Origin of the sequence: Streptomyces griseoaurantiacus (assembly GCF_036189845.1) — a bacterium.
GTDB lineage: Bacteria > Actinomycetota > Actinomycetes > Streptomycetales > Streptomycetaceae > Streptomyces > Streptomyces griseoaurantiacus.
The window spans coordinates 2,713,321-2,735,546 of the sequence record NZ_CP108326.1; the positions used below are offsets into that span (position 1 = coordinate 2,713,321).

Sequence of the window (22,226 nt, forward strand, 5' to 3'; positions counted from 1 at the left end):
GATTGTGATCGAGACGGCCGGATGTGGCGCGGCACACAGGGAGAACGGGCGTAAGAGGAGTGGGGCGGGCGAAACGGGCGACCGCGTTGACGTGATCGTTATCCGGATTTGAGGCACCGCTGAGCGAACGGAAGAGCCTCGCAGGCCCTTACGGGAGCAGCGTGTTGACCAGGGTCTCCTGGAGGCCGCCGAGCCACAGGTAGGCCATGACCATCGGCTTGCGGGGGTCCTCGTCGGAGAGGTGGTAGAGGAGGTCCGCGTCCTCCTCGTCGGCGATCTCCAGGCGGGCGCCGATGGCCAGCCGGAGGTCGTTCAGCGCGGTGAGCCACTGCCGCGACTCCTCCGGCGTGAGCTCCAGCACCGCGCTGCCCCGTACCGCCTTCAGCCGGTCGAGGGTGCGCACGACGGCCAGGGCGTTGTCCCGCTTGCCCGCGCGCAGGTCGTTCTCGGTGAACCGGCGGAACTCCGAGGAGTACGCCCGTCGCTCTTCGGCCTCGGCGGCGGAGGAGGGCTCGCCCTCGGGGTCGGAGTAGGCGTCCGGGAAGAGCCGCTTGAGCACGGGGTCGGACGGGGGCTCGCTCGGCCCCTCGGCGAAGAGCTCGGCCAGCGGGTCCGCCGCCTCGTCCTCGGCCGGACCGGGCCCGATCAGTTCCAGGAGCTGGACGGCCAGCGACCGGATGATGGAGATCTCGACCTCGTCGAGCGCGACGGTCGCGCCGCCGCCGGGAAGCGGTTGGAAGTGTCCGGGCATGAAGTCCGTCAGGGTCCGTTCACTGGAGCGTGTCGTCGGGGGCGAGGGGTGCGGGAGGGGCCGGTGGGCCGAGCGGGACGCGCGGTTATTTGCGGTCCTGTTGCAGCGTGGCCCACAGACCGTAGCCGTGCATGGCCTGCACGTCGCGCTCCATCTCCTCGCGGGACCCGCTGGAGACCACCGCCCGGCCCTTGTGGTGGACGTCGAGCATGAGTTTGGTGGCCTTGTCCTTGGAGTAACCGAAGTACGACTGGAAGACGTACGTCACGTAGCTCATGAGGTTGACCGGGTCGTTGTGGACGATCGTCACCCAGGGCAGGTCGGGCTCGGGTACGGCGAACGTCTCCTCCGCCGACTCGGTCTTTTCGATCTCTAGGGGTGCGGCAGCCGTCACACGCCCCATGCTGCCACCACAGGGGGGCACTCGCACAAACGGGCCCGGTCCGGGGCCTGCGCGCGGGGGTGAATCCACGGGGGGGCACCCCAAATCGTCAGACTGACGAAATGAAGGTACGATCACCTCTCATGAACACAGCGGACCTAGGGCTGCCGGTGGACGTTCCCTCGACGGCGCTCTTCACGGATCACTACGAGCTGACGATGCTGCAGGCCGCACTGCAGGCCGGCACCGCGGAGCGGCGGTCGGTGTTCGAGGTCTTCACCCGGCGGCTTCCCGAGGGGCGCCGCTACGGCGTCGTGGCGGGCACCGGACGCGTGCTGGACGCGGTGGAGAACTTCCGTTTCGACGCGGACGTCCTGCGCTTCCTGCGCGAACGCCGGATCGTGGACGAGAAGACCCTGCAATGGCTGGCCGGCTACCGCTTCTCCGGCGACGTCTGGGGCTACCCCGAGGGCGAGGTGTACTTCCCCGGCTCGCCGATCATGCGGGTCGAGGGCTCCTTCGCCGAGTGCGTCCTGCTGGAGACCGTGATCCTCTCGATCCTCAACCACGACTCCGCGATCGCCGCCGCCGCCTCCCGGATGGCCTCGGCCGCCGGGGACCGGCCGCTGATCGAGATGGGCGCCCGGCGCACCCACGAACTCGCCGCCGTCGCCGCCTCCCGCGCCGCCTACGTCGGCGGCTTCGCCACCACCTCCGACCTCGCGGCCGGCTTCCGGTACGACATCCCGACCGTCGGCACCTCCGCGCACGCCTTCACCCTGCTCCACGACCACGAGCGCGACGCCTTCCGCGCCCAGGTCGACTCCCTCGGCCGGGGCACCACGCTGCTCGTGGACACCTACGACGTCGCCGAGGCCGTACGGCTCGCCGTCGAGGTCGCCGGGCCCGAGCTGGGCGCGGTGCGCATCGACTCCGGCGACCTGCTCCTCGTCGCGCACCGGGTGCGGCAGCAGCTCGACGAGCTGGGCGCCCACGACACCCGGATCATCGTCACCTCGGACCTCGACGAGTACGCGATCGCCTCGCTGGCCGCCGCCCCCGTGGACGGGTACGGCGTCGGCACGCAGCTCGTGACCGGCTCGGGGCACCCGACGGCCTCGATGGTCTACAAGCTGGTCGCACGTGCCGGGTCCGAGGACCCGAAGGCTCCGCTGGTGCCGGTGGCCAAGAAGTCCAGCGGCGGCAAGACCTCCATCGGCGGCCGCAAGTGGGCCGCGCGGCGCCTGGACGCCCACGGGGTGGCCGAGGCCGAGGTGATCGGGACCGGGCCGGTGCCCGCCGAGCTGGCCGACCGGCAGCTCCTGGTGGAGCTGGTCAGGGGCGGGCAGGTCCTCGGACGCGAGCCGCTGGACGCCGTGCGGGACCGGCACGCGGCCGCCCGCGCGGGGCTGCCGCTCTCGGCGACCCAGCTCTCGCGCGGGGAGCCCGTCCTCCCCACCGAGTACGTGTGACGGGTGCCGGGGCGCGAGGGGGCGAGCGAGATGGCCGCGCCCCCTCCCCCCGTGGCCCCGGAGTCTCTACGCTCGGAACCATCCCGTCGACCCGAAGGACACCGACCATGCGCCGCGCGCTGATCGTCGTAGACGTGCAGAACGACTTCTGTGAGGGCGGCAGCCTCGCGGTGGCCGGCGGCGCCGACGTGGCCGCCGCGATCACCGAGCTGATCGCCCAGGCCCCCGCCGGGTACCGGCACGTGGTGGCCACCCGCGACCACCACATCGCACCCGGCGGCCACTTCGCCGACAACCCCGACTACGTCCACTCCTGGCCCGCGCACTGCGTGGCGGGCACGGAGGGCGTGGGCTTCCACCCGAACTTCGCGCCGGCCGTCGCCTCGGGCGCCGTCGAGGCCGTCTTCGACAAGGGCGCGTACGCGGCGGCGTACAGCGGCTTCGAGGGGGCGGACGAGAACGGGACGGGGCTCGGCGACTGGCTGCGCGAGCGGGAGATCGAGGAGGTGGACGTGGTGGGGATCGCCACGGACCACTGCGTGCGGGCCACCGCGCTGGACGCCGCCCGGGAGGGCTTCCGCACCCAGGTGCTGCTGGACCTGACGGCGGGGGTCGCGGCGGAGACGACGGAGCGCGCGCTGGACGAGCTGCGCGCGGCCGGGATCGCCCTCACGGGCAAGCCGGTGGTGGCGTGACGGGGGCACGCCCCCTGGGCGCCCGGTCCCTGGACACCCGGTCCCTGGGCGCCCGCTCCCTCACCTGTGTGCCGCGGGGCGGCGCAGCAGGGCGCGGATGGGGTGCCAGAGTTCCGGGGCGCCCGGGCCCGTCGCCGGCGTCGTGCGCCAGACGAGGCCGTCGGGGTGGTGCAGCACGGCGGTGATCTCGTCGGGCGTCGGCGGTGCCGCGTTGCCCCGCAGGTACACCGCCCGCATGCCGAGGTTCCGCAGCCGCGTCAGCGCCCGCGCCCGGTTCACGGCGTGCACGAGGACCCGCACCCCGCCCGGCAGGGTGCCCACCGGGTCGCCCGGACTGGGCAGGTTCAGGGCCACGACCACATGGCCGTTCGGCAGCTTGCAGAAACCTCCTGCGGCCATGCAGTCACACCTCCACGGGACCCGGCGTCAATAAGGGGTTCACAGCACGCACCTAAACACGATCGGCCGCGACCCGCCAGGGGGTCGCGGCCGATCATGCTCTGACCTGCACTAACGCTCGTTCACTTGGTGGAGCGACCCACCTCGACCGTGATCGTCGAGCCGTCGTGCGGCGCCTTGACGATGCGGATCCTGGTGTGGGTGTCAGTGATCTTGACGCCGCCGGTGGGGTTGGCGGTGTCGTAGTACGTGCTCGCCCCGTCGTCGAACACGCGCACACCCTTCTGGGAGGCGATCTTCGTCGCCTTGTCCGCGGAGTGCAGCGTGATCGCGTCGGTACGGGCGGTGGTGAAGGTGGAGTCGTACGCCTGGACGCGGTTGCGCATCAGGGTGCCGTCGTTCCACTTGAGCGCCTTCGGGTGGGCGTCGATCGGGAGGATCAGGCCGGTGCCCGGGTGCTGGGTGGTGTTGTTGTCCGGCTGGGAGGTGTCCCACTTCCAGATCAGCAGGCCGTTCTGGTACGGGTAGTGCTCGACCCAGTCCGGACGGGTGCGCGAGAAGCCGAAGTTGTACGGGCCGGTCTTCAGCGTGGTGTCGTACGAGACGTACTGGCGGTTCTCGGCGACGTAGTACTGCGCGTAGTCCTTGGTGAAGGACGCGCCGATGCGGGAGAAGCCGTTGGCCGTCCAGGCGGAGTCCGCGGACTCGGCGTCGTCGGAGAAGACGGTCGCGCCGTCCGCCGTGACCGTGATCCCGTCGGCCGCGAAGCCCTTCTGGGCCACCCCTCCGTCGGTCTGGTAGCGGAAGCGGAGCTGGATCTTCTGGCCGGCGTAGGCGTCCAGCGGGAAGGTCAGCTTCTGGTAGGCGTCGACCGAACCGGTGAGGGCCGGCTTGTCGCTGGCGTCACGCGGGATGGCGGTGCCGTCGGCCAGGGTGCCGTCGATCGGCGTCCACTTGGAGCCGTCGGTGGAGACCTCCGTGTACAGGTAGTCGTAGCCGTTCTCGATGTCCCACCAGCCGTCGAGGGTGAGGGAGGCGGCGGACTTGCCGGTGAGGTCGACGCTGCGGGTCAGCGAGTTGCGCAGGTCGTTGCCCTGGCCGCTCCACCACTGGGTCGAGCCCTGCGCGGGCGTGACCACCTGGGTCGTGACCGCCTTGTCGGGCAGCGAGACCACCAGCGCCTGCTTGTTCTTGGTGTTGTACTCCGCGAGGCCCAGGGTGTGCCGGGACTTGGTGGCCGCCTTGGCGGTCGCGTAGTCCAGCCAGCCGAGCTGCAGCTTGTCCCAGGCGTTCATGTCGCCGGGCAGATCGCCGATGGCCTCCTTGCCGGTGCCCAGCCAGGAGCCGGAGGACATCAGGGTCCAGAAACCGGTGGAGTTGTCGCCGCCGTTGGTGTCGTACTCGTCCGGCAGGCCGAGGTCGTGGCCGTACTCGTGGGCGAAGACGCCGAGTCCGCCGTTCTCCGGCTGGATGGTGTAGTCGCCGACCCAGATGCCGGTGTCGCCGATCTGGGTGCCGCCGAGCTGGTTGTCGGCCGGGCCGGTCGCGCCGGCGTCGGTGCCGAAGGCGTACCAGCGGTGGGCCCAGATGGCGTCCTCGCCCTGCGCGCCGCCGCCCGCCGACTCGTCCTCACCGGCGTGCACCAGCTGGAAGTGGTCGATGTAGCCGTCGGGCTCGTTGAAGTCGCCGTCGCCGTCGTAGTCGTAACGGTCCCACTTGTCGTACTGGGCGAGGTCCGTCTTGATGGCGGCGGCGCTGCGGCCCTGCGCCTCCTGGTCGGCGACCCAGGCGTTGACACCGTCCTGGACCGCGTTCCACGCGCACTCGTCGCAGGAGTTGGAGCCGTAACGGGCCTCGTTGTAGGGCACCTTGACCCAGTCGGTGACCTCACCGTCGACCGAGTAGCGGCCCGAGGACTGCTTCTCGTAGTACTTCTTCAGCGACTCGGTGTTCTTGCCGGTGCCGAAGTACAGGTCCTGGTAGTGCTGCTGGTTGTAGTCCGCCTGCCAGTCGGTGCTGTTGTCCTTGCGGCGGTCCGGCGCCTCGATCTTGTTGTGCAGCGGGCCGGGCGTGCCGCCGTAGCGGCTGTCGACCTTGTCGCCGAACTCGACCAGGATGGTGAAGATCTTGTCGGTCTTCTCCCGGCCCAGCTCGACGTACTTGGTGTCGCCCTTGCGGCCGGGCAGCCCCACGACGCGGGAGCCGTTGCGGTCCTTGACCTTGGCGTCGCCGGATATGACCTGGTCGAGCGCCTCGGCACGCTGCGCCTTCTGGGTCTTGCTCATCGGCCCGTCGAAGTCGTGCGCGCGGGCGTTCACCGGCTGCGGGTCGTGACGCTCGACCTTCGCGGCCGGCGCCGAGTCCGCGGCCTGGGCGACCGCGAACGTGGAGTACGTCGCGGACGCGGTCACGAGCGCGACGAAGGTCGCCGCCGCCCGGTACGTCCAGGGTCTGCTTGTCACTTGATGTCCTCCCCTGACGCGTCCGGCGCGCGGAAGGGGGGCCTGTGGGGACGGGGGTTCCCGTCGAGGGGTCCGCGCGCGGTTTACGCGTGTAGTCAAGTGACGAACATTTGACCGGACGATGGCCGGAAAAAACAGACCTTGACTTGCACAGGTCAATTGCATTATGCGTAGACGGGATCCGCTATCCGGACGGGCCGTCCGGGTGGGTCCACGGGTTGTCCGGCAGCCGTCCGGGACTCGTGGGCGACCGTGGGGGACCTGTGGGAGACCCGCGGGAGACCCGTCCGCCGGGCCACCGCAACCCGCCGACGGGCGCGTGGCATCGGCAGGTTGGCATAGTCCATGACTCCGTGCGCCCCCCGTGCACCGACCCCCGGGGTGAGGTGACGCTTACCGCACGTTCCCCCGGGGCATGCCAGCGGAAGAGAGTCGATGGGCGGAGCACCTTGCTCGTGACCGATCGTCAGGCCGACAGCGTTGTCGCCCTGCGATTCCCAGACGACCGGCGGCGCGTCTCGTCCGCTCCGCCTTCTCACCACATCGTTGTCCGCCATCTCCCCCAGCGCGAGAGGCACCGGGGGGAGAACCCCACCCCGAGGACTGACCATGCCTCGTCCGACCGCAGCACAGCTCGTCTACGGATTCTGCACGGTGCTCTTCTCCACGCTCGCCATGTTGCTTCTCTCGCAGGCGAGTTCGGTGCCCGGGATCGCCGTGATCGCTGTCGCGGCGCTGGCGCTCGGGCTGCTCGTGGCGCTGACGGTCCCGGCACCGAGGGCGACGCGGTCACCGCGGCCGGCGGAGCCGGTGAGGGCGGCCTCCCGGCCCACGGCGGGGACTTCGGCGCGGGCGTCCTCGGGCGCGGTGCGCGAGCCGGCCAAGCCCTGACGTCCGCGACGCTTGCCTCCCACTCCCGCGACGTGACCGGTATCACTGCCGTCAGCGGGTGCTGACCACCACCGTCTTGGCCGGTTTGTCGTGCAGGCCCTGTTTGTAGGGGCGGTCGAAGAAGCTGTAGCCGCCGCAGATCGCCGTCCACACACAGGCGCAGCAGAACGCGAACGGCAGCCACAGCACCGCCGCCCGGATGAGGTTGGCGGACACCGACGGGGTCGACCCGTTGCCCAGGTCCGCCACCCTGAGGTGCAGCCACCTCTTGCCGAGGGTCTGACCGGTGCGGCTGGTCATCACGGTGTCGTAGGCGATGTAGAGCACGGCGGCGATGGCGGACTGCCCCAGCGACCTGCCGTAGGCGACCTCCCCGCCGTCCATCGCGTAGTCGAACTCGGTGGTGTGGAAGGCCCAGGAGAGCAGCCAGACGACGAGGCCGACGAGGACGAGGTCGATGAGGCGGGCGAGCACGCGCCGGCCGCTGTCGGCGAGGGGCGGCATACCGGCGAGCGGGTCGGGGGTGGGGCCGTAGGGGCCGCCCCCGTACGACCCGAAGGGGTCACCGGAGCCGTAGGGACCGCCCGAGCCGCCTGGGTACCCCGGCCCACCGGGACCGGGACCCGGCCCCTGACCGGGGGTGCCGTACGGGTTCCCGTAGGGCCCGCCGCCGGAACCGCCACCGGGACCACCGGGTCCCCCCGTGCCCCCCTCACCCCCCGAGCCGGGGTACTTCGGGTAGCCCTCGCCTCCCCCCTGACCGGGGGTGTCGTACGGGTTCCCGGACCGCCCCGGGCCGGGGGTGTCCTGGGGGCCGCCGCCGGGTGGGGGTGGGTTGCCGTAGGGGGGTTTCCGGAGCGGGTCGTCGTCGGGGGGCGGCGGCGGTTCGGTGCTCATGGCCACGAGTCGACCGCGCGGGGCGGGCAGGCGCATCCGGCGGGGGCCCGTCCGGGGTACGGGACGGGGTTCCCCCGCCCCCGCCGCCCCTGCGCTCCCCCAAGCTCTCGGCTCCGCTCGAGCAGGGGACCCCCATCGTCGCGCGCGGACGGCGTCCGCGTCCGGGGGGGGGCGACGGGCCGCGGTCACTGATCGTGCCGTTACGGGGAGCCGATTACAGTTCCGCCAGACATCTCGGGCTCGCTCGGTGGACAGTGGGCTCCTCGAACGTCGCACCTGCGCACCACACGGAAGAGGACGTATGCGGAGACAGGACGAGAATGTGCGGGAGAAGGAAACCCACGGAAAGTCGGCGCGGCGGCCAGGTCACGGCGTCCCGCGGTCCGGGACCGCCACCGTCGCGGATGCGGCGGCGACCCTGTCGAATCCCACCGCGGCTTCCTTACTGACTCTTCAGCGCTCCGCGGGGAACGCCGCGGTGGCCACCGCGATGAGGAACAGTCGACAGAACGCCGCGAACGCCGCCCACGCGAGCGGTGCCCGGTCGGTGGTTCAGCGGTCCCCCGGCTCCTCGCGCGAACGCAGCACGCTGACTCTCAGGGGGTCATACGTGCGGCAAGGAAACAAAAAGGGAAAGAAGACCACGAGTCGCGACAAGGTCCTCTACACCTCCGACCTCGGGCCTTGCGTCGCCGTGTGCGGTTTCGACGGCAATACGGCCTTCATGATTCACAGCGACTCCACCGGCACCTCGGGAATCGGTCGCACCAGCCTCAAGGACGGCATCAACTCGCTCGTGGCGATGGGCACCGGATCAGGATGGACGATCTCCCTCATCGGAGGTTCCGTGCCGGGATGCATGAGTTACCTTCAGCAGCGCTATCCCGATGCCTCGTACGTCCCTCTCGGAGAATCGGAAGGCGCCTACATCACAGGGGACGGAGTGGTGGCGAAGTCGAAGCGCCGGCTTGCCGGGCGTTACGGGGTCGACTCGATCACCATCGACGAGTGACACGGCGGGGAAAAGGGGGCTGCGTCCGTCCTCCGGCCCCCGGGTGACCGGAGTCCCCCGGGGGCACGGGGGCGGCGGAGCCCCTGGCGAGGTTGCTCACGCCGCCACGAAGGTGTGGGCGGCCTTGTCGTGCCAGCACTGGCGCCAGGGGCGGTCGAACAGGCCCCACAGGACGCCGACGACGCCGACGGCCAGCAGGCCCAGCACGCTGTAGACGAGCCAGCGGCGCAGGGCGGCACCGAAGGTCGGGGGCTCGTGCTCCTCGATGTCGCGGACCTGGAGTCCGCACAGCTTCTTGCCGAGGGTGCGGCCCCATTTCGCGGTCGGCAGCGCCTCGTAGAGCGCGCCGAACACGAGGAGGACCGCGAGCACGATCCCGGCGTAGACCGAGGTCGTGCCGTCGAGCAGCCAGACGGTGACGGTCTCGCCGGACTGCTTGGCCGCGTCGATCTTGTCGTTGACGTGGTCGATCGCCTTCGTGCCCAGCGGGATCGCCGCCGCGCCCGTGACCGCGCCGACGACCAGGGTGTCGACGAGCCGGGCCAGCAGCCGTTTGCCGAGCGACGCCGGGCGCGACTGGGTGCGGTCGCGGACGAGGGCCTGGAAGGGGTCCTCGACCACCGGCTTCCAGGGGGCCACCCGCTCGCCCTCGGCGGCGGCCGGAGCGCCCGGGGCGCCCGCGCCGCCGGCGAGTTGGTGCACCTGCTGAGCCCAGGAGGGCTGTCCGCCTCCGGGGCCCGTGGTCAGGGGGGAGGCGGGCGGCGCCGCGCTCTGGCCCTGCGCGGGAACGACGGGGGCGGGGGGCCGCGCGGCGGGCGGGGTCGCGGCGACGGGCGGAGTGGCCGCCGGTGCGGGCGGTGCCGGGGCGGGTGTCGGCGCGGACACCGGGCCCTGCTGCGGTACCCGCCCCGCGGGGGCGTTCGGGTCCAGGCCGAGGGCCTGGCGCGCGGCGGCCGAGCGGGCCCCGGCGTCCTCGCCCGCCTTCGGGGCGGGCGCCCCGGGCCGCGCGGTTCCCGGCGATCCCGCCGAGGGCCCCTCGCCGCCGGTCTGCCGACGGAACACCATCGTGCCCTCGGCCCGCGCGCCCGCGCCCTGCTCGGCCCGCGGCTCCGGTTCGGCGGGCGGGATCGTCGCGGTGCCGTCCGTGCGCGCGGACCGGCCGCCGGGCTGGGCCGGGGGCGTGGCCGCGAGCGGGAGGCGGGGGTCGGCGGCCGCCGGAGCGCCCCAGGAGACCTGGCGGTCGCGGTCACCGCCGAAGCCGGTCTGCTGGGCCCGGTCGGCCCCCCACGCCGAGGCGGGTTCGGGCCGGCGCCCGTGCTGTGCGTCGGCGGGACCGGCCGGTGCCGCCGCCGGGCCCGCGGCACCCGCGGCGGGTGCCTCCTCCTCGTCGAAGAAGTGCGGGCCCGTCTCCTCCACCGAGGCGGGGGGCGCGGACGGGGACGGAGACGCGGCCGGCGCCGCGGGTGCGACGCCCGGCGGCGGGGCGAGTGGGCCGCCGTCGGCCGGGGCCGGGCGGCTGGTGCCCGGCACCCACGTCGCACCGTTCCAGTACCGGACGTAGCCGGGGATGGAGGGGTCCGGGTAGTACCCCTCGCGGGGCCTGTCGTCGCCGGGTGCCGGGGTTGGGGCGCTCATGTCCGTGATCCGGTATCTGCTCGGGGGGTCATCGGGGCCTCCACATCTCTATCAGAATCGGCGCACGTGACACCCCGGTCCGGGAGGACCCGGCCCTTTACGGGCGACACCGCGCACGCCCTTTTCACACCTGGTCCACATCGGTCGGATTTTTCTCCGCGGACTCGCGTAATGCGCGCCACCCCCGGGTGCTCTCCCCGTACGCGGGCCCGCTCAGGGCAGGCGTACGGCAGTCGCACGCCGGACGCGAAGGGAAGAAGGGAAGCGCCGCATGGGGCAGTACGAGCACATCACCGAGATCGAGCGGGAGCTGGAGCTGAGGCTGGTCCTCTCCCCCGAGCGGAGCGTCCCCGTGGCCGCGCTGCTCGCGTACCGCACCGCGGACCCGTACGCCGTCCACCTCACCTTCCACATCGACTCCGTCCGTCCGATCCGCTGGAGCTTCGCCCGGGACATCCTCATCGACGGCGTCTTCCGCCCCTCCGGCCACGGTGACGTGCGGGTGTGGCCCGTGCGGGCGGAGGCCGGCGGCGGCCCCGCGTCCCGCTCCCTGATGCTCGCGCTCACCTCCCCCGACGGCGACGCCCTGCTCCAGGCCCCGGCGGATCCGGTGGCCGCGTGGCTGGAGCGGACGCTGCGGGTGGTGCCGCCGGGCTCGGAGGGCGAGCGGCTGGGGCTCGACGACGACCTGTCCCAGCTGCTCGCGTGAGGGGCGGCCCGCGAGAAGCGGGCGCGGCGGGTGGTCAGAACAGCTTGCCGGGGTTGAGGATGCCCAGCGGGTCGAACACCTGCTTGATCCCGCGCTGCATCTCCAGGCCGACCGGGCCGAGCTCCCGCGCGAGCCACTCCTTCTTCAGGACGCCCACCCCGTGCTCCCCGGTGATCGTGCCGCCGAGCTCCAGGCCGAGCGCCATGATCTCCTCGAAGGAGGCGCGGGCCCGCCGCGTCTCCTCGGGGTCGCGGGCGTCGAAGCAGACCACGGGGTGGGTGTTGCCGTCGCCCGCGTGGGCGCACACGCCGATGGTCAGCCGGTGGCGTTCCGCGATCCGTTCGACGCCCTCGATCATGTCGCCGAGCCGGGAGCGGGGCACGCACACGTCGTCGATCATCGTCGTGCCGGTGGCCGCCTCCAGCGCGGGGAGCGCGGAACGCCGTGCCTGGAGGAGGAGTTCGGACTCGGCGGCGTCCTCCGCCGGGACGACGGCGGTGGCGCCCGCCGCCTCGCACAGCGCGCCGAGGGCGGCGAGGTCGGCCGCCGGGTCGGGGGTGTCGAAGGCGGCGAGCAGCAGGGCGCGGGTCGTCTCGGGCAGCCCCATGCGGGTCAGTGCGTTGACCGCCCGCACGGTCGTGGCGTCCATCAGTTCGAGCAGGGAGGGGACGTGGCCGCTCTCCATGATCCGGCACACCGCCTCGCTCGCGGCGGCCGAGGAGGGGAACTCGGCGGCGAGCGCGAGCTGCTCGGGCGGCTTCGGCCTGAGCGCCAGCACGGCACGGACGACGACGCCGAGGGAGCCCTCGGAGCCGACGAAGAGGCGGGTGAGGTCGTAGCCGGCGACGCCCTTGGCGGTGCGGCGGCCGGTGCGCAGTAGGCGGCCGTCGGCGAGGACGACGTCCAGGCCGAGGACGTACTCGGCGGTCACCCCGTACTTGACGCAGCACAGGCCGCCGGAGGCGGTGCCGATGTTGCCGCCGATCGTGCAGGTCTCCCAGCTGGAGGGGTCCGGCGGGTAGTGCAGGCCGTGGGCGCCGACCGCGCGGGAGAGGGCAGCGTTGACGACGCCGGGTTCGACGACGGCGATGCGGTCGACGGGGTCGATCTCCAGGATGCGGTCCATCCGGACGAGTGACAGCACGAGGCAGCCGTCGGTGGCGTTGGCGGCGCCCGACAGGCCGGTGCGGGCGCCCTGGGGGACGACGGGGACGCGGAACTCGGTGGCGGTGCGCAGGACGTGCTGGACGTGTTCGACGGTGCGGGGGAGGACGACGGCGGCGGGGGTGCCGGAGGGGCAGAAGCTCGCCATGTCGTGGGCGTAGGAGGCGGTGACGTCGGGGTCGGTGAGGATCGCCTCCGGCGGGAGGGCGGTGCGGAGACGGTCCAGGAGGGGGGTGGCGGGGGGCGTCGCTGCGTCGGGGGTGTCCTCGGGGGGTGTGTGGGTGCGGCTCATGATCCGAGGGTGACACCGGGGGGTGGGCGGTGGGAACCCCGGCGGGGCGGGGCGGGGTGCGGGTAGGTGGTTCGGGGGTGCGGGTAGGTGGTTCGGGGGTTCGGGTGGGGTCCGGGCAGGGGTTTCCTCGCCCCGCCGCGCCACGCGGCGAAGCCGCGGAACGGACACAGCCCCGCGCCCGTCATCACTCCACGTCCTTCGCCGCCTGTTCCACCAGCGGGATGATCCGTAGGGGGACGGGGTTCTCCATGACGATGGCGGTGGAGGCGCGGACGATGCCGTCGAGGGCGACGACGCGGTCGATGACGCGTTGCAGGTCGGCGTTGGAGCGGGCGACCAGGCGGCACAGCATGTCGCCGCTGCCCGTGGTGGTGTGCAGTTCCAGGACCTCGGGGACGCCGGCCAGGTGGGCGCGGACGTCCGCGCCCTGGCCCTGCCGGATCTCCAGCGTGGCGAAGGCGGTCACCGGATAGCCGAGCGCGGCCGGGTCGACCTCGGGGCCGAAGCCGCGTATCACCCCGCGCTCGCGGAGCCGGTCGAGGCGGGCCTGGGCGGTGCCGCGGGCCACGCCGAGGCGGCGGGACATCTCCAGCACCCCGATCCGCGGTTCGCGCGCCAGCAGCACGAGGAGCCGGGCGTCCAGCCGGTCGATCGTCACATCCGCCTCCCGGGCCTGGGCATCCTGTACAGAACGACGGTCCTCGTGGGTCCCCCACTGGGCAGAATGCCCAGCCGAAACGCAAACTATTGCGCACCTTGCGGATGCGGGAGAGCCTGCGACTATGACGCAGACCACACACCACACTCCCGACACCGCACGGCAGGCAGACCCCTTCCCGGTCAAGGGAATGGACGCGGTCGTCTTCGCCGTGGGCAACGCCAAGCAGGCCGCGCACTACTACTCGACCGCCTTCGGCATGCGGCTGGTCGCCTACTCCGGACCGGAGAACGGCAGCCGTGAGACCGCTGCTTACGTGCTGGAGAACGGCTCCGCCCGGTTCGTCTTCACCTCCGTCGTCAAGCCGTCCTCCGAGTGGGGCCGCTTCCTCACCCAGCACGTGGACGAGCACGGCGACGGCGTCGTCGACCTCGCGCTGACCGTGCCGGACGCGCGTGCCGCGCACGCCTACGCCGTCGAGCACGGCGCCACCTCGGTCGCCGAGCCGTACGAGCTGAAGGACGAGCACGGCACGGTGGTGATCGCGGCGATCGCCACGTACGGCGAGACGCGCCACACCCTGGTCGAGCGGACCGGCTACGACGGCCCCTACCTGCCCGGGTACGTGGCCGCCGACCCGATCGTCGAGCCGCCGGCCCACCGCACCTTCCAGGCGGTCGACCACTGCGTCGGCAACGTGGAGCTCGGCCGGATGAACGAGTGGGTCGAGTTCTACAACAAGGTCATGGGCTTCACGAACATGAAGGAGTTCGTGGGCGACGACATCGCGACCGAGTACAGCGCGCTGATGTCCAAGGTGGTGGCCGACGGGACGCTGAAGGTCAAGTTCCCGATCAACGAGCCCGCGGTGGGCAAGAAGAAGTCGCAGATCGACGAGTACCTGGAGTTCTACGGCGGTCCCGGCGTCCAGCACATCGCGCTGGCCACCAACGACATCGTGCGGACCGTGCGCACGATGTCCGCGGCCGGGGTGGAGTTCCTCAACACGCCGGACTCGTACTACGACACGCTCGGCGAGTGGGCGGGCGAGACCCGGGTGCCGGTGGAGACCCTGCGCGAGCTGAAGATCCTGGTGGACCGGGACGAGGACGGCTACCTGCTGCAGATCTTCACCAAGCCGGTGCAGGACCGGCCGACGGTCTTCTTCGAACTCATCGAGCGGCACGGCTCGATGGGCTTCGGCAAGGGCAACTTCAAGGCCCTGTTCGAGGCGATCGAGCGGGAGCAGGCCAAGCGCGGCAACCTGTAGGCGCCGGGCTTCTCGGGGCCCGGTTCCGGCGGCTGACAGCGCTCAGCAGCTCGGGACCGGGCCCTTGCCCTTCTCCAGGGCGACGAGAGCGGAGACCGCGCCCTTGAGGGTCGTGACCGGGACCAGCCGCAGCCCCTCGGGGAGTTCGGCGGTGGCGTCGGAGCACTCGTCCTTGGGCACGAGGAAGACGGTGGCGCCGTCGCGCCGGGCGGCCTGCGTCTTGAGGCCCACCCCGCCGACCGCGCCGACCCTGCCGCGCGCGTCGATCGTGCCGGTGCCGGCGACGGTGCGGCCGCCGGTGAGGTCGCCGCCGCTGCCGTCGCCGTCGAGCTTGTCGATGATCCCGAGGGTGAACAGCAGACCGGCGCTGGGCCCGCCGACGTCGGCCAGCCTGAGCGTGACGTGGACGTCCGAGGCGGACCTGCCCAGGTAGGCGAGGGCCGCCTTGGTGGCCTCGTCCTGGGACTCCTTCATCTCGTCGGCGTTGTGCCGCTCGATCTCCTTGACGTTGTCGCCGCTCGGGTAGACCGAGTCGCGCGGCATGACGGCCTGGTCGGTGCGGAACCAGCCGTCGAGCACGTCGCCGAGCGAGACGTGCGCGTCGGGTCCGGTCGCCTCGATGGTCGTCATGCGCAGCTGGCCGGTGGTGCGGCGGGTGGGGGCGCCGGTGACGGTGATGACCGCCTCGCCCTTGTTCTCGCCGAGGACGTTCGCCGTCATCCCGGGCTGCGCCAGGGAGAACGGCAGCGGCGCGAGGACCGCCGTGGCGAGCAGGGCCACGACGGGCAGGGCGCAGACGGCGAGGGCCCGGGGGCGCGTGAGGCGAGAGAGCACGGGGTTCAATCTAACGTGAGGCCGCCGGCGGGCCGCGCCCCCGGTGCCGGGCGGGGCGGGCGGGCGCCCCGTCGTTCCCGGGCTCCGGTCAGCGGAGGGCTTCCGCGACCTCCCGAGCGGCGTCGACGACCCGGGCGCCGACCCGTTCGGGCACCGCGTCCGCGAGCATGACCACCCCGACGCTGCCCTCGACGCCGGTGACGCCGAGCAGGGGGGCCGCGGCGCCGCTCGCCCCGGCCTCCAGTTCGCCGTGGGTGAGGGTGTAGCCGAGGTCGTCCGGCGGGGTGCGGCGGGCCGAGAGGATGGCCCGGCCGGCCGCCCCGCGGTCGAGGGGGTGGCGGAAGCCGGCCCGGTAGGCCACGTGGTAGTCGGTCCAGGTCGGCTCGACGACGGCGACGGCCAGTGCCTCCGTCCCGTCGACGAGGGTGAGATGGGCGGTGGCCCCTATGTCCTCGGCGAGGGCGCGGAGCGCGGGCAGTGCCGCCTCCCGTACCAGCGGGTGCACCTGGCGGCCCAGGCGCAGCACGCCGAGCCCGACGCGGGCGCGGCCGCCGAGGTCGCGGCGGACGAGGGAGTGCTGTTCGAGGGTGGCGAGCAAGCGGTACACCACGGTCCGGTTGACGCCCAGTTTGGTGGACAGTTCGGTGACGGTCAGCCCGTGGTCGGTGTCGGCGAGCAGCTTCAGGACCTTCAGGCCCCGATCGAGCGTCTGGGATGTCTCCGCGGTCACGACGCCCACTCCTTCAGTGGTGAGGTCGGCGGACCTTCGCGTCGGCGGATGCGTCACCGAGTCCCGTCAGTGGCGCGCGTGAAGGCCGCCGATCGGCCTGCGGCCCGGGGTGTTCCCGGACTCGAGTCGCTTCACGGCTGCGCTCCGCGGCGGCACTGCCACGGGGCGTGTGCGTTGCCGGGACAGTAGCGAAGCGGGTTCGCTCAGCGGAAGCCTCCGTCCAGAATCCGGGCAGGGGCGCGTGCGGGACGGCGGGGTTTGCCCGCGTATGCCCGTCCGGTGCGCGGGCCGCCGAACGGGACGGCCGGACGCGCTACTTCATGCGGGTCGCCCATTCGCGGACCTTGGCGATGCGCTGGCCGAGCTGCCCCGCCGTGCACTCGGCGCTCGGCGGACCGCCGCAGACCCGGCGCAGCTCGGTGTGGATGACGCCGTGCGGCTTGCCGCTCTGGTGGGCGTAGGCGCCGACCAGGCCGTTGAGCTGCTTGCGCAGCTCCAGCAGCTCCTTGTGCGTCACCACCGGCCGCCGCTCGGCGGGCATCTCCAGGAGGTCGGCCTCCTCGGCGGGCTTCTTCCGGCTGTGCGCGATCTGCCGCGCCTGGCGCTTCTGCAGCAGCAGTTGCACCTGGTCCGGTTCGAGCAGCCCGGGGATGCCGAGGTAGTCCTGCTCCTCCTCGCTGCCGGGGTGCGCCTGCATCCCGAACTCCGCGCCGTTGTACATGACGCGGTCGAACACCGCGTCGGACTCCAGCGCCTCGAAGGGCAGCATGTCCTGCTCGCCGGTGTCCTCGTCCTGCTCCCGGTTGGCCTCGTCCATCTCCTTCTCGGACTCGGCGTACGGGTCCTCCTCGCCCTGCTTCTTGGGCTTGTCGAGGACGTGGTCGCGTTCGCGCTCCATCTCGCCTGCGAAGGAGAGCAGGTCGGGCACCGTCGGCAGGAAGACGGAGGCGGTCTCGCCGCGCCGCCGGGAGCGGACGAAACGGCCGACGGCCTGGGCGAAGAACAGCGGCGTCGAGATCGTCGTCGCGTAGACGCCGACCGCGAGGCGGGGCACGTCGACGCCCTCGGACACCATGCGGACGGCGACCATCCAGCGGTCGTCGCCCTGGCTGAACTCGTCGATGCGGTCGGAGGCCCCGCCGTCGTCGGAGAGGACGAGGGTGGGCCTGTGCCCGGTGATCTCGCGGATGAGTTTCGCGTAGGCGCGCGCGGAGTCCTGGTCGGAGGCGATGACGAGGGCGCCGGCGTCCGGGATGCCCTTGCGGACCTCGGTGAGCCGCTGGTCGGCGGCGCGCAGCACGCTCGGCATCCACTCGCCGCGCGGGTCGAGCGCGGTGCGCCAGGCCTGGCTGATGGCGTCCTTGGTCATCGGCTCGCCGAGCCGGGCCTCGATCTCGTCGCCCGCCTTGGTGCGCCAGCGCATGTTGCCGCTGTAGTTGAGGAAGATGACGGGGCGGACGACACCGTCGGCGAGCGCGTTGCCGTAGCCGTAGGTGTAGTCGGCGGACGAGCGGCGGATGCCGTCCTGACCCTCCTCGTAGGCGACGAAGGGGATCGGGTTGGTGTCCGAGCGGAACGGCGTACCGGTGAGCGCGAGGCGCCGCGTGGCCGGTTCGAATGCCTCCAGGCATGCCTCGCCCCAGGACTTGGAGTCGCCGGCGTGGTGGATCTCGTCGAGGATGACGAGCGTCTTGCGCTGCTCGACGCGGTTGCGGTGCAGCATCGGCCGCACGCCGACGCCCGCGTAGGTGACGGCGACGCCGTCGTACTCCCGGCCGAGCGGGCCGGCGCTGTACTCGGGGTCCAGCTTGATGCCTATGCGCGCGGCCGCCTCGGCCCACTGCTTCTTCAGGTGCTCGGTGGGCGCGACGACGGTGACCTGCTGCACGACGTGGTGGTGCAGCAGCCAGGAGGCGAGGGTGAGCGCGAAGGTCGTCTTGCCGGCGCCGGGGGTGGCGACGGCGAGGAAGTCGCGCGGCTGCTGCTGGAGGTACCGGTCCATCGCCCCCTGCTGCCAGGCCCGCAGCTTGCCGGCGGTGCCCCAGGGGGCGCGGCCGGGGAAGGCGGGCGACAGGTGGTGCGAGGAGGAGCCTGCGGGGGCGGCCGGGGTAGTAGTCACGGTCTCCGGGTCGGGGTAGCGCACGGTCACGGCAACCGGGCCACCCTACCGGGGGCCGGGGCGCGCGGACGGCTGATGCCGCGGGCTCATCCACGGGTGGGATTCACGTCACACCCGTCACTCGGCCAGCTCCCGCAGCGCCTCGGAGATGGCCTTGACCTCGTCCATGGCGCCGGTCGCCACGGCGATGACCAGGCGTTCGGCCGCGTCGATGTCGGGCCGCAGCTGCAGCCCGTTCATCGCCAGGAAGACCATGCAGGAGACCCATGCCGTGCGCTTGTTGCCGTCGACGAAGGGATGGTTGATCACCAGGGACTGCAGGAGCGCGGCCGCCTTGCCCAGAAGGTCGCCGTACGCCTCCTGCCCGAACATCGTGGCGGAGGGCCGGTGCACCACCGACTCGAGCAGGCCCACGTCACGGACGACGACGTCCTGGTCGTCGACGGCATGCTCGGCGATGGCCAGAACGTCCTCGGCCGAGAGGTAGACGCACGTCACTTGAGGCGCTCCAGCAGTTCGGCCCACTTGGCGGTCTGCTCCTTCGCCGCCTCGCGGACGAGCCCCTCGTGCGCGGTTCTGGCCAGGTAGTCGTCCACGGCCCTCAGCACTATGGCGTGCATGCTGACGCCCTCCTGCTCGGCGCGCAGCTTCAGGGCCTCGGTCTGTTCGTCGCGGAGACGCACGTTCATCGCCATGTTGGAAGGGTACGCCGGAGTGGGGTCAAAGTGGTACCACTCAGGAGGGAGCCGTGCGCAGCCGCGTCGCCACCCACGCCCCCGCCAGGGCCACCGTCGCCATCGGGAGGAAGACCGCGGCGAAGGCGGCGGGGTGGGCGGTGGTGGCGGCGTTGGCGGTGGTGTGGGCGACCGTGCCGCCGCCCAGGGCGGCGAAGGCCGCGCCTCCGGCGGCGAGGAGGAGGACGCTGCTGAGGCCGTCGGAGATCTGCAGGGCCGCGCTGTTCGCGCCCGCCTCCCGCGGCGCCGACAGCTTGAGCAGCAGCACGCTGGTGGAGGAGATCACCAGGCCCATGCCGAAGCAGCCGAAGGCCCAGGCCACGGCGACCGTACAGGCGGGCACGGCGTCGATCAGGACGCTGGGGGCGGCCGCGACGGACGCGGCGACGAGCACCATCCCCACCGTGACCAGCCGCTCCCGGTGGCGCTCCAGGCGCGGCCGGGACTGCACCCACGAGCCGATCGCCCACGTGCCGCCGCCCGCCGCGAGCGAGAACCCGGCGAGCGTCGGGGACAGGCCCCGCTGGGTGACCAGCATCAGCGGCACGAAGGACTCGGCCGCCATGAACGAGCCGGCCGCGACCCCGCGCAGCAGGACGACGGCGGGCAGTCCGCGCGCGGCCCGCCAGGTGCCGTGGGGCAGCAGTCCGCGCGCCGCCGGCACCAGCAGCGCGACCCCGGCGAGGGCGGGCAGCAGGGAGAGCCACCGCAGGTCCTGGGCCGCGTACTGCAGCAGCCCGGCGCCCAAGGAGATGGCGAGGGCCAGCCGCAGCCGGCGCCGGCCGGAGTCGCCCGGACCGTCCTCCGCCGTCCCGGCCGGGCCGCCCGCCCGGCGGCGGATCTGCGGCAGGGCGAGCGCGAGGGGGAAGACGACCAGCACGGGTATCCCCAGGAACACCCAGCGCCAGCCGAGGTGTTCGGTGACCGCGCCGGCGGCCAGCGGGCCGACGATCGAGGGCACCACCCATCCCGCCGCGAACGCCGCCATGATGGCCGGGCGCAGCGGCTCCGGATAGGCCCGTCCCACGACCACGTACAGCGCGACGATCACCAGCCCGCCGCCGAGTCCCTGCACGGCCCGGCCGAGGATGAACAGCCACATCGTCCCGGCGGTCCCCGACAGCAGCAGCCCGGCCGCGAAGCCGGCGATGCCGGTGGTCAGCGGGCCGAGCGGGCCCCGCCGGTCGGCCCACTGCCCGGCGAGCACCATGCCGAACAGGCTCGTCGTGAAGTACCCGGAGAACGCGAACGCGTACAGCGACACCCCGTGCAGCTCCCGCGCCGCGACCGGCATCGCCGTTCCCACCGCCGTCGCCTCGAAGGCGATCAGCAGGACCACGGAGACGATGCCGATGCTCAGCGCCCGGTACGGGCCGCTGAGCACGCCCTCGGCGGCGGCGGACGGAAGCGGAGGGACCGGCGGGGGCGGGGTGGCGTCGGCGACGTCGGTGTCGCGCGGGTCGAGGGCACTCATGCAGGCCAGCGTAAGGGGCGTCACCGACATTGACCCCTGTCGGAGGTCCCACCTCCCCTACGACCATGGTCCTGGGCCCTGACCCGGCGCGCTCCCCGCCCGAGGCTCCTTTGTGAACGGCACATGGCAGTCCCGTTGCACGCCTCCCGGTTCCCTTGAGCCGCCCCGGCACGCCCCGTACGGTCGAGGACATCAGGGCGGAACGGTTCGACCGCGCCGCCACTGCCCGGCCGTGTGCCCGAGTGGCTCAGGGATTCGCCTGCAAAGCGAATTACGCGGGTTCGATTCCCGCCACGGCCTCCCGTGCCTGCGTCAGGCAGCGCGTCAGGCGACGAAAAAGGGTGGCACCCCTCCGAGGGCGCCACCCTTTTCGGTTGCCCCGTCAGGGTCCCGGAGTTTCACTGGAGGTAGGAGCTTTCGCGTGTGATCCGCCTCGCGTCGCAGAGGTCGCGAAGGTCACAGAGGTCACGGCATCGCCCGTCGCCGGCACGCCCCTCGAGTCACCCGCCACGCGAAGCCGCTTCGAGGCTCACTCCGCGCTCACTCCGCGACATCCGCGACATCCGCGAGAACAAGGTGCACAGAGAGCACAAACACGACCGAATCCGAGGAAAGGTGAGGGCGATGACTTCTGTCCTGAGGATGGAGAGGCTGCGCTGCGAGGACCCGCAGGACTCGCTGACGGACGAGATCATGATCCAGGCCAACGGCAGGCAGGTCTGGCCGCCCAGCGGGTCCTTCTCACTGAGCACGGGCACGGAGGTGCCCATGCGCGTCGACGTCCCGTTCGAGGGCGAGGTCAACGTGCAGCTCTTCGACGAGGAGGACATCGGCCCGGACGACCGGCTCAACGGAGTCGTCATCTCCGAGGGCGACACGAACGGCCCGGAGACGTTCGACATCACGGGACCCGACTGGCACTACGTCCTCACGTTCCGGGTGAAGAGCCTCGAGTTCTGACCGTCCCCACGGGCACGTCCCCCACCGGCATGCCCCCCGCCCGGGAGCAGCGGCTAACCGCGCAGCGCGGCCGTGCGCCGTTCGCGGTGCAGGAGCCACAGGGTGACCGTGAGGGTGGACAGGTCGGCGGTCAGCGGGTGGGGCGTGGGGTCGGGGGCGCGCCAGCACAGCACCTCGCCCGTGGGCCCGTCGAGGAGCAGGTCCGTGCCGGGCAGGACGGAGCCCAGGCGTATCAGGCGGTCGGCCGCACGCGGCAGCGGACGGGGCTCGCAGGCCTGGCCCGCGAGCAGTTCCTCGTACTCGGCGTGCTCGGTGAGCGTCGGCAGCGGGATCTCCGTGTCGAGTTCGAAGCCGTACTCGCGCTCGGGCAGGCCGATCTCGCGCAGGAAGCGCCGGGTGGGTTCGTGGCTGAGGACGGACGGGAAGTCCACGTCCTCGAAGCGGACGACGGCGCCCGGGGCGAACGCGTCGTCCAGGAAGCGGTCGGGCAGGTCGAGGGCGAGTCCGCCCGGCCGGCCGGGGCGGCCCGTCGGCCACCGGCGCGCCTGCGCGCGCGCCCCCGTCCGCGGCAGGCGTTCCGCCGCCGCTTCCGCCGTTCCCCGCGGGCAGATCGTGTTCATTCGCTTCCCCCGTGCGCCGTGGCCCGTGTTCCGTGCACCTCGACGCGCCTGGTCACCGCGGCGAGG

General features: G+C 72.4%; 22 protein-coding genes and 1 tRNA gene. 8 read left to right on the forward strand and 15 right to left on the reverse strand.

All coding sequences use genetic code 11. The features are described 5' to 3' along the window. Nucleotides 1-148: 148 nt before the first annotated feature. Both OHB09_RS12045 and clpS read right to left on the reverse strand, forming a co-directional pair. Complete coding sequence (locus tag OHB09_RS12045) at nt 149-751, reverse strand: DUF2017 domain-containing protein (protein WP_006139420.1); 603 nt, start codon at nt 749-751, stop codon at nt 149-151. A gap of 85 nt (nt 752-836) precedes the next feature. Next, nucleotides 837-1,154, reverse strand: a complete 318-nt coding sequence (gene clpS / locus OHB09_RS12050) for an ATP-dependent Clp protease adapter ClpS (RefSeq protein WP_006139419.1) — start codon at nt 1,152-1,154, stop codon at nt 837-839. Nucleotides 1,155-1,276: 122 nt separating this feature from the next. Here clpS and OHB09_RS12055 point away from each other — a divergent pair, with 122 nt between their 5' ends. Continuing rightward, nucleotides 1,277-2,605 (forward strand): nicotinate phosphoribosyltransferase, encoded by a 1,329-nt coding sequence (locus OHB09_RS12055; RefSeq protein WP_040894620.1) that lies wholly within the window; start codon nt 1,277-1,279, stop codon nt 2,603-2,605. Nucleotides 2,606-2,712: 107 nt separating this feature from the next. Beyond that, the gene (locus OHB09_RS12060; RefSeq protein WP_167793593.1) at nt 2,713-3,300 is read left to right on the forward strand and encodes an isochorismatase family protein; all 588 of its coding nucleotides are present in this window, start codon (nt 2,713-2,715) and stop codon (nt 3,298-3,300) included. 60 nt (nt 3,301-3,360) lie between these two features. On the opposite strand, the gene OHB09_RS12065 is transcribed toward OHB09_RS12060, so the two are convergent. Both OHB09_RS12065 and OHB09_RS12070 read right to left on the reverse strand, forming a co-directional pair. Beyond that, a complete protein-coding gene (locus OHB09_RS12065) occupies nt 3,361-3,699 on the reverse strand; it encodes a hypothetical protein (RefSeq protein WP_006139415.1) in 339 nt (112 codons plus the stop codon). A gap of 122 nt (nt 3,700-3,821) precedes the next feature. Beyond that, nucleotides 3,822-6,161 (reverse strand): immune inhibitor A domain-containing protein, encoded by a 2,340-nt coding sequence (locus OHB09_RS12070; RefSeq protein ID WP_006139414.1) that lies wholly within the window; start codon nt 6,159-6,161, stop codon nt 3,822-3,824. Nucleotides 6,162-6,770: 609 nt separating this feature from the next. Here OHB09_RS12070 and OHB09_RS12075 point away from each other — a divergent pair. Next, nucleotides 6,771-7,052, forward strand: coding sequence for a hypothetical protein (locus OHB09_RS12075; RefSeq protein WP_191853190.1), 282 nt, complete (start codon nt 6,771-6,773; stop codon nt 7,050-7,052). 51 nt (nt 7,053-7,103) lie between these two features. Here OHB09_RS12075 and OHB09_RS12080 read toward each other — a convergent pair whose 3' ends face one another. After that, on the reverse strand, nt 7,104-7,949 hold the full coding sequence (locus OHB09_RS12080; RefSeq protein WP_191853191.1) for an RDD family protein: 846 nt from the start codon (nt 7,947-7,949) through the stop codon (nt 7,104-7,106). 478 nt (nt 7,950-8,427) lie between these two features. Here OHB09_RS12080 and OHB09_RS12085 point away from each other — a divergent pair, with 478 nt between their 5' ends. Then, the gene (locus tag OHB09_RS12085) at nt 8,428-8,961 is read left to right on the forward strand and encodes a hypothetical protein (RefSeq protein ID WP_143041071.1); all 534 of its coding nucleotides are present in this window, start codon (nt 8,428-8,430) and stop codon (nt 8,959-8,961) included. Between the two features lie 96 nt (nt 8,962-9,057). On the opposite strand, the gene OHB09_RS12090 is transcribed toward OHB09_RS12085, so the two are convergent. Next, nucleotides 9,058-10,596 (reverse strand): RDD family protein, encoded by a 1,539-nt coding sequence (locus OHB09_RS12090; RefSeq protein ID WP_191853192.1) that lies wholly within the window; start codon nt 10,594-10,596, stop codon nt 9,058-9,060. A gap of 271 nt (nt 10,597-10,867) precedes the next feature. Between OHB09_RS12090 and OHB09_RS12095 the strand changes: the two genes are divergently transcribed. Next, nucleotides 10,868-11,305 (forward strand): SsgA family sporulation/cell division regulator, encoded by a 438-nt coding sequence (locus OHB09_RS12095; protein WP_006139406.1) that lies wholly within the window; start codon nt 10,868-10,870, stop codon nt 11,303-11,305. Between the two features lie 34 nt (nt 11,306-11,339). On the opposite strand, the gene OHB09_RS12100 is transcribed toward OHB09_RS12095, so the two are convergent. Next, nucleotides 11,340-12,761, reverse strand: coding sequence for an FAD-binding oxidoreductase (locus OHB09_RS12100; protein ID WP_006139405.1), 1,422 nt, complete (start codon nt 12,759-12,761; stop codon nt 11,340-11,342). A gap of 184 nt (nt 12,762-12,945) precedes the next feature. Next, on the reverse strand, nt 12,946-13,419 hold the full coding sequence (locus OHB09_RS12105) for an Lrp/AsnC family transcriptional regulator (RefSeq protein WP_167795947.1): 474 nt from the start codon (nt 13,417-13,419) through the stop codon (nt 12,946-12,948). A gap of 124 nt (nt 13,420-13,543) precedes the next feature. Between OHB09_RS12105 and hppD the strand changes: the two genes are divergently transcribed. Next, nucleotides 13,544-14,689: a 4-hydroxyphenylpyruvate dioxygenase gene (hppD, locus tag OHB09_RS12110; RefSeq protein WP_006139403.1), complete on the forward strand. Its 1,146-nt coding sequence runs from the start codon at nt 13,544-13,546 to the stop codon at nt 14,687-14,689. A 42-nt stretch (nt 14,690-14,731) separates the two neighbouring features. Here the strand turns inward: hppD and OHB09_RS12115 are convergent, their stop codons facing one another. From OHB09_RS12115 to OHB09_RS12140, 6 genes are all read right to left on the reverse strand, one after another. Further along, the gene (locus tag OHB09_RS12115) at nt 14,732-15,523 is read right to left on the reverse strand and encodes a S16 family serine protease (RefSeq protein ID WP_006139402.1); all 792 of its coding nucleotides are present in this window, start codon (nt 15,521-15,523) and stop codon (nt 14,732-14,734) included. Nucleotides 15,524-15,611: 88 nt separating this feature from the next. Further along, nucleotides 15,612-16,253: an IclR family transcriptional regulator gene (locus OHB09_RS12120; protein WP_006139401.1), complete on the reverse strand. Its 642-nt coding sequence runs from the start codon at nt 16,251-16,253 to the stop codon at nt 15,612-15,614. Nucleotides 16,254-16,566: 313 nt separating this feature from the next. Next, entirely contained in the window at nt 16,567-18,372 is a 1,806-nt protein-coding gene (locus OHB09_RS12125; RefSeq protein ID WP_040894639.1) for a DEAD/DEAH box helicase, read from the reverse strand. A gap of 117 nt (nt 18,373-18,489) precedes the next feature. Beyond that, nucleotides 18,490-18,870 (reverse strand): type II toxin-antitoxin system death-on-curing family toxin, encoded by a 381-nt coding sequence (locus tag OHB09_RS12130; RefSeq protein WP_006139397.1) that lies wholly within the window; start codon nt 18,868-18,870, stop codon nt 18,490-18,492. Then, nucleotides 18,867-19,067: a ribbon-helix-helix protein, CopG family gene (locus tag OHB09_RS12135; RefSeq protein WP_006139396.1), complete on the reverse strand. Its 201-nt coding sequence runs from the start codon at nt 19,065-19,067 to the stop codon at nt 18,867-18,869. The genes OHB09_RS12130 and OHB09_RS12135 overlap by 4 nt, the downstream gene beginning before the upstream one ends. A 40-nt stretch (nt 19,068-19,107) precedes the next feature. After that, nucleotides 19,108-20,580, reverse strand: coding sequence for an MFS transporter (locus OHB09_RS12140; protein ID WP_328921956.1), 1,473 nt, complete (start codon nt 20,578-20,580; stop codon nt 19,108-19,110). Between the two features lie 228 nt (nt 20,581-20,808). Here OHB09_RS12140 and OHB09_RS12145 point away from each other — a divergent pair. Together OHB09_RS12145 and OHB09_RS12150 are read left to right on the forward strand one after the other, a co-directional pair. Then, a tRNA-Cys gene (locus OHB09_RS12145) sits at nt 20,809-20,880 on the forward strand. Nucleotides 20,881-21,204: 324 nt separating this feature from the next. Further along, complete coding sequence (locus tag OHB09_RS12150; RefSeq protein ID WP_139062964.1) at nt 21,205-21,540, forward strand: hypothetical protein; 336 nt, start codon at nt 21,205-21,207, stop codon at nt 21,538-21,540. Nucleotides 21,541-21,593: 53 nt separating this feature from the next. On the opposite strand, the gene OHB09_RS12155 is transcribed toward OHB09_RS12150, so the two are convergent. Beyond that, entirely contained in the window at nt 21,594-22,160 is a 567-nt protein-coding gene (locus tag OHB09_RS12155; RefSeq protein WP_328921957.1) for an SUKH-4 family immunity protein, read from the reverse strand. Nucleotides 22,161-22,226 lie beyond the last annotated feature (66 nt).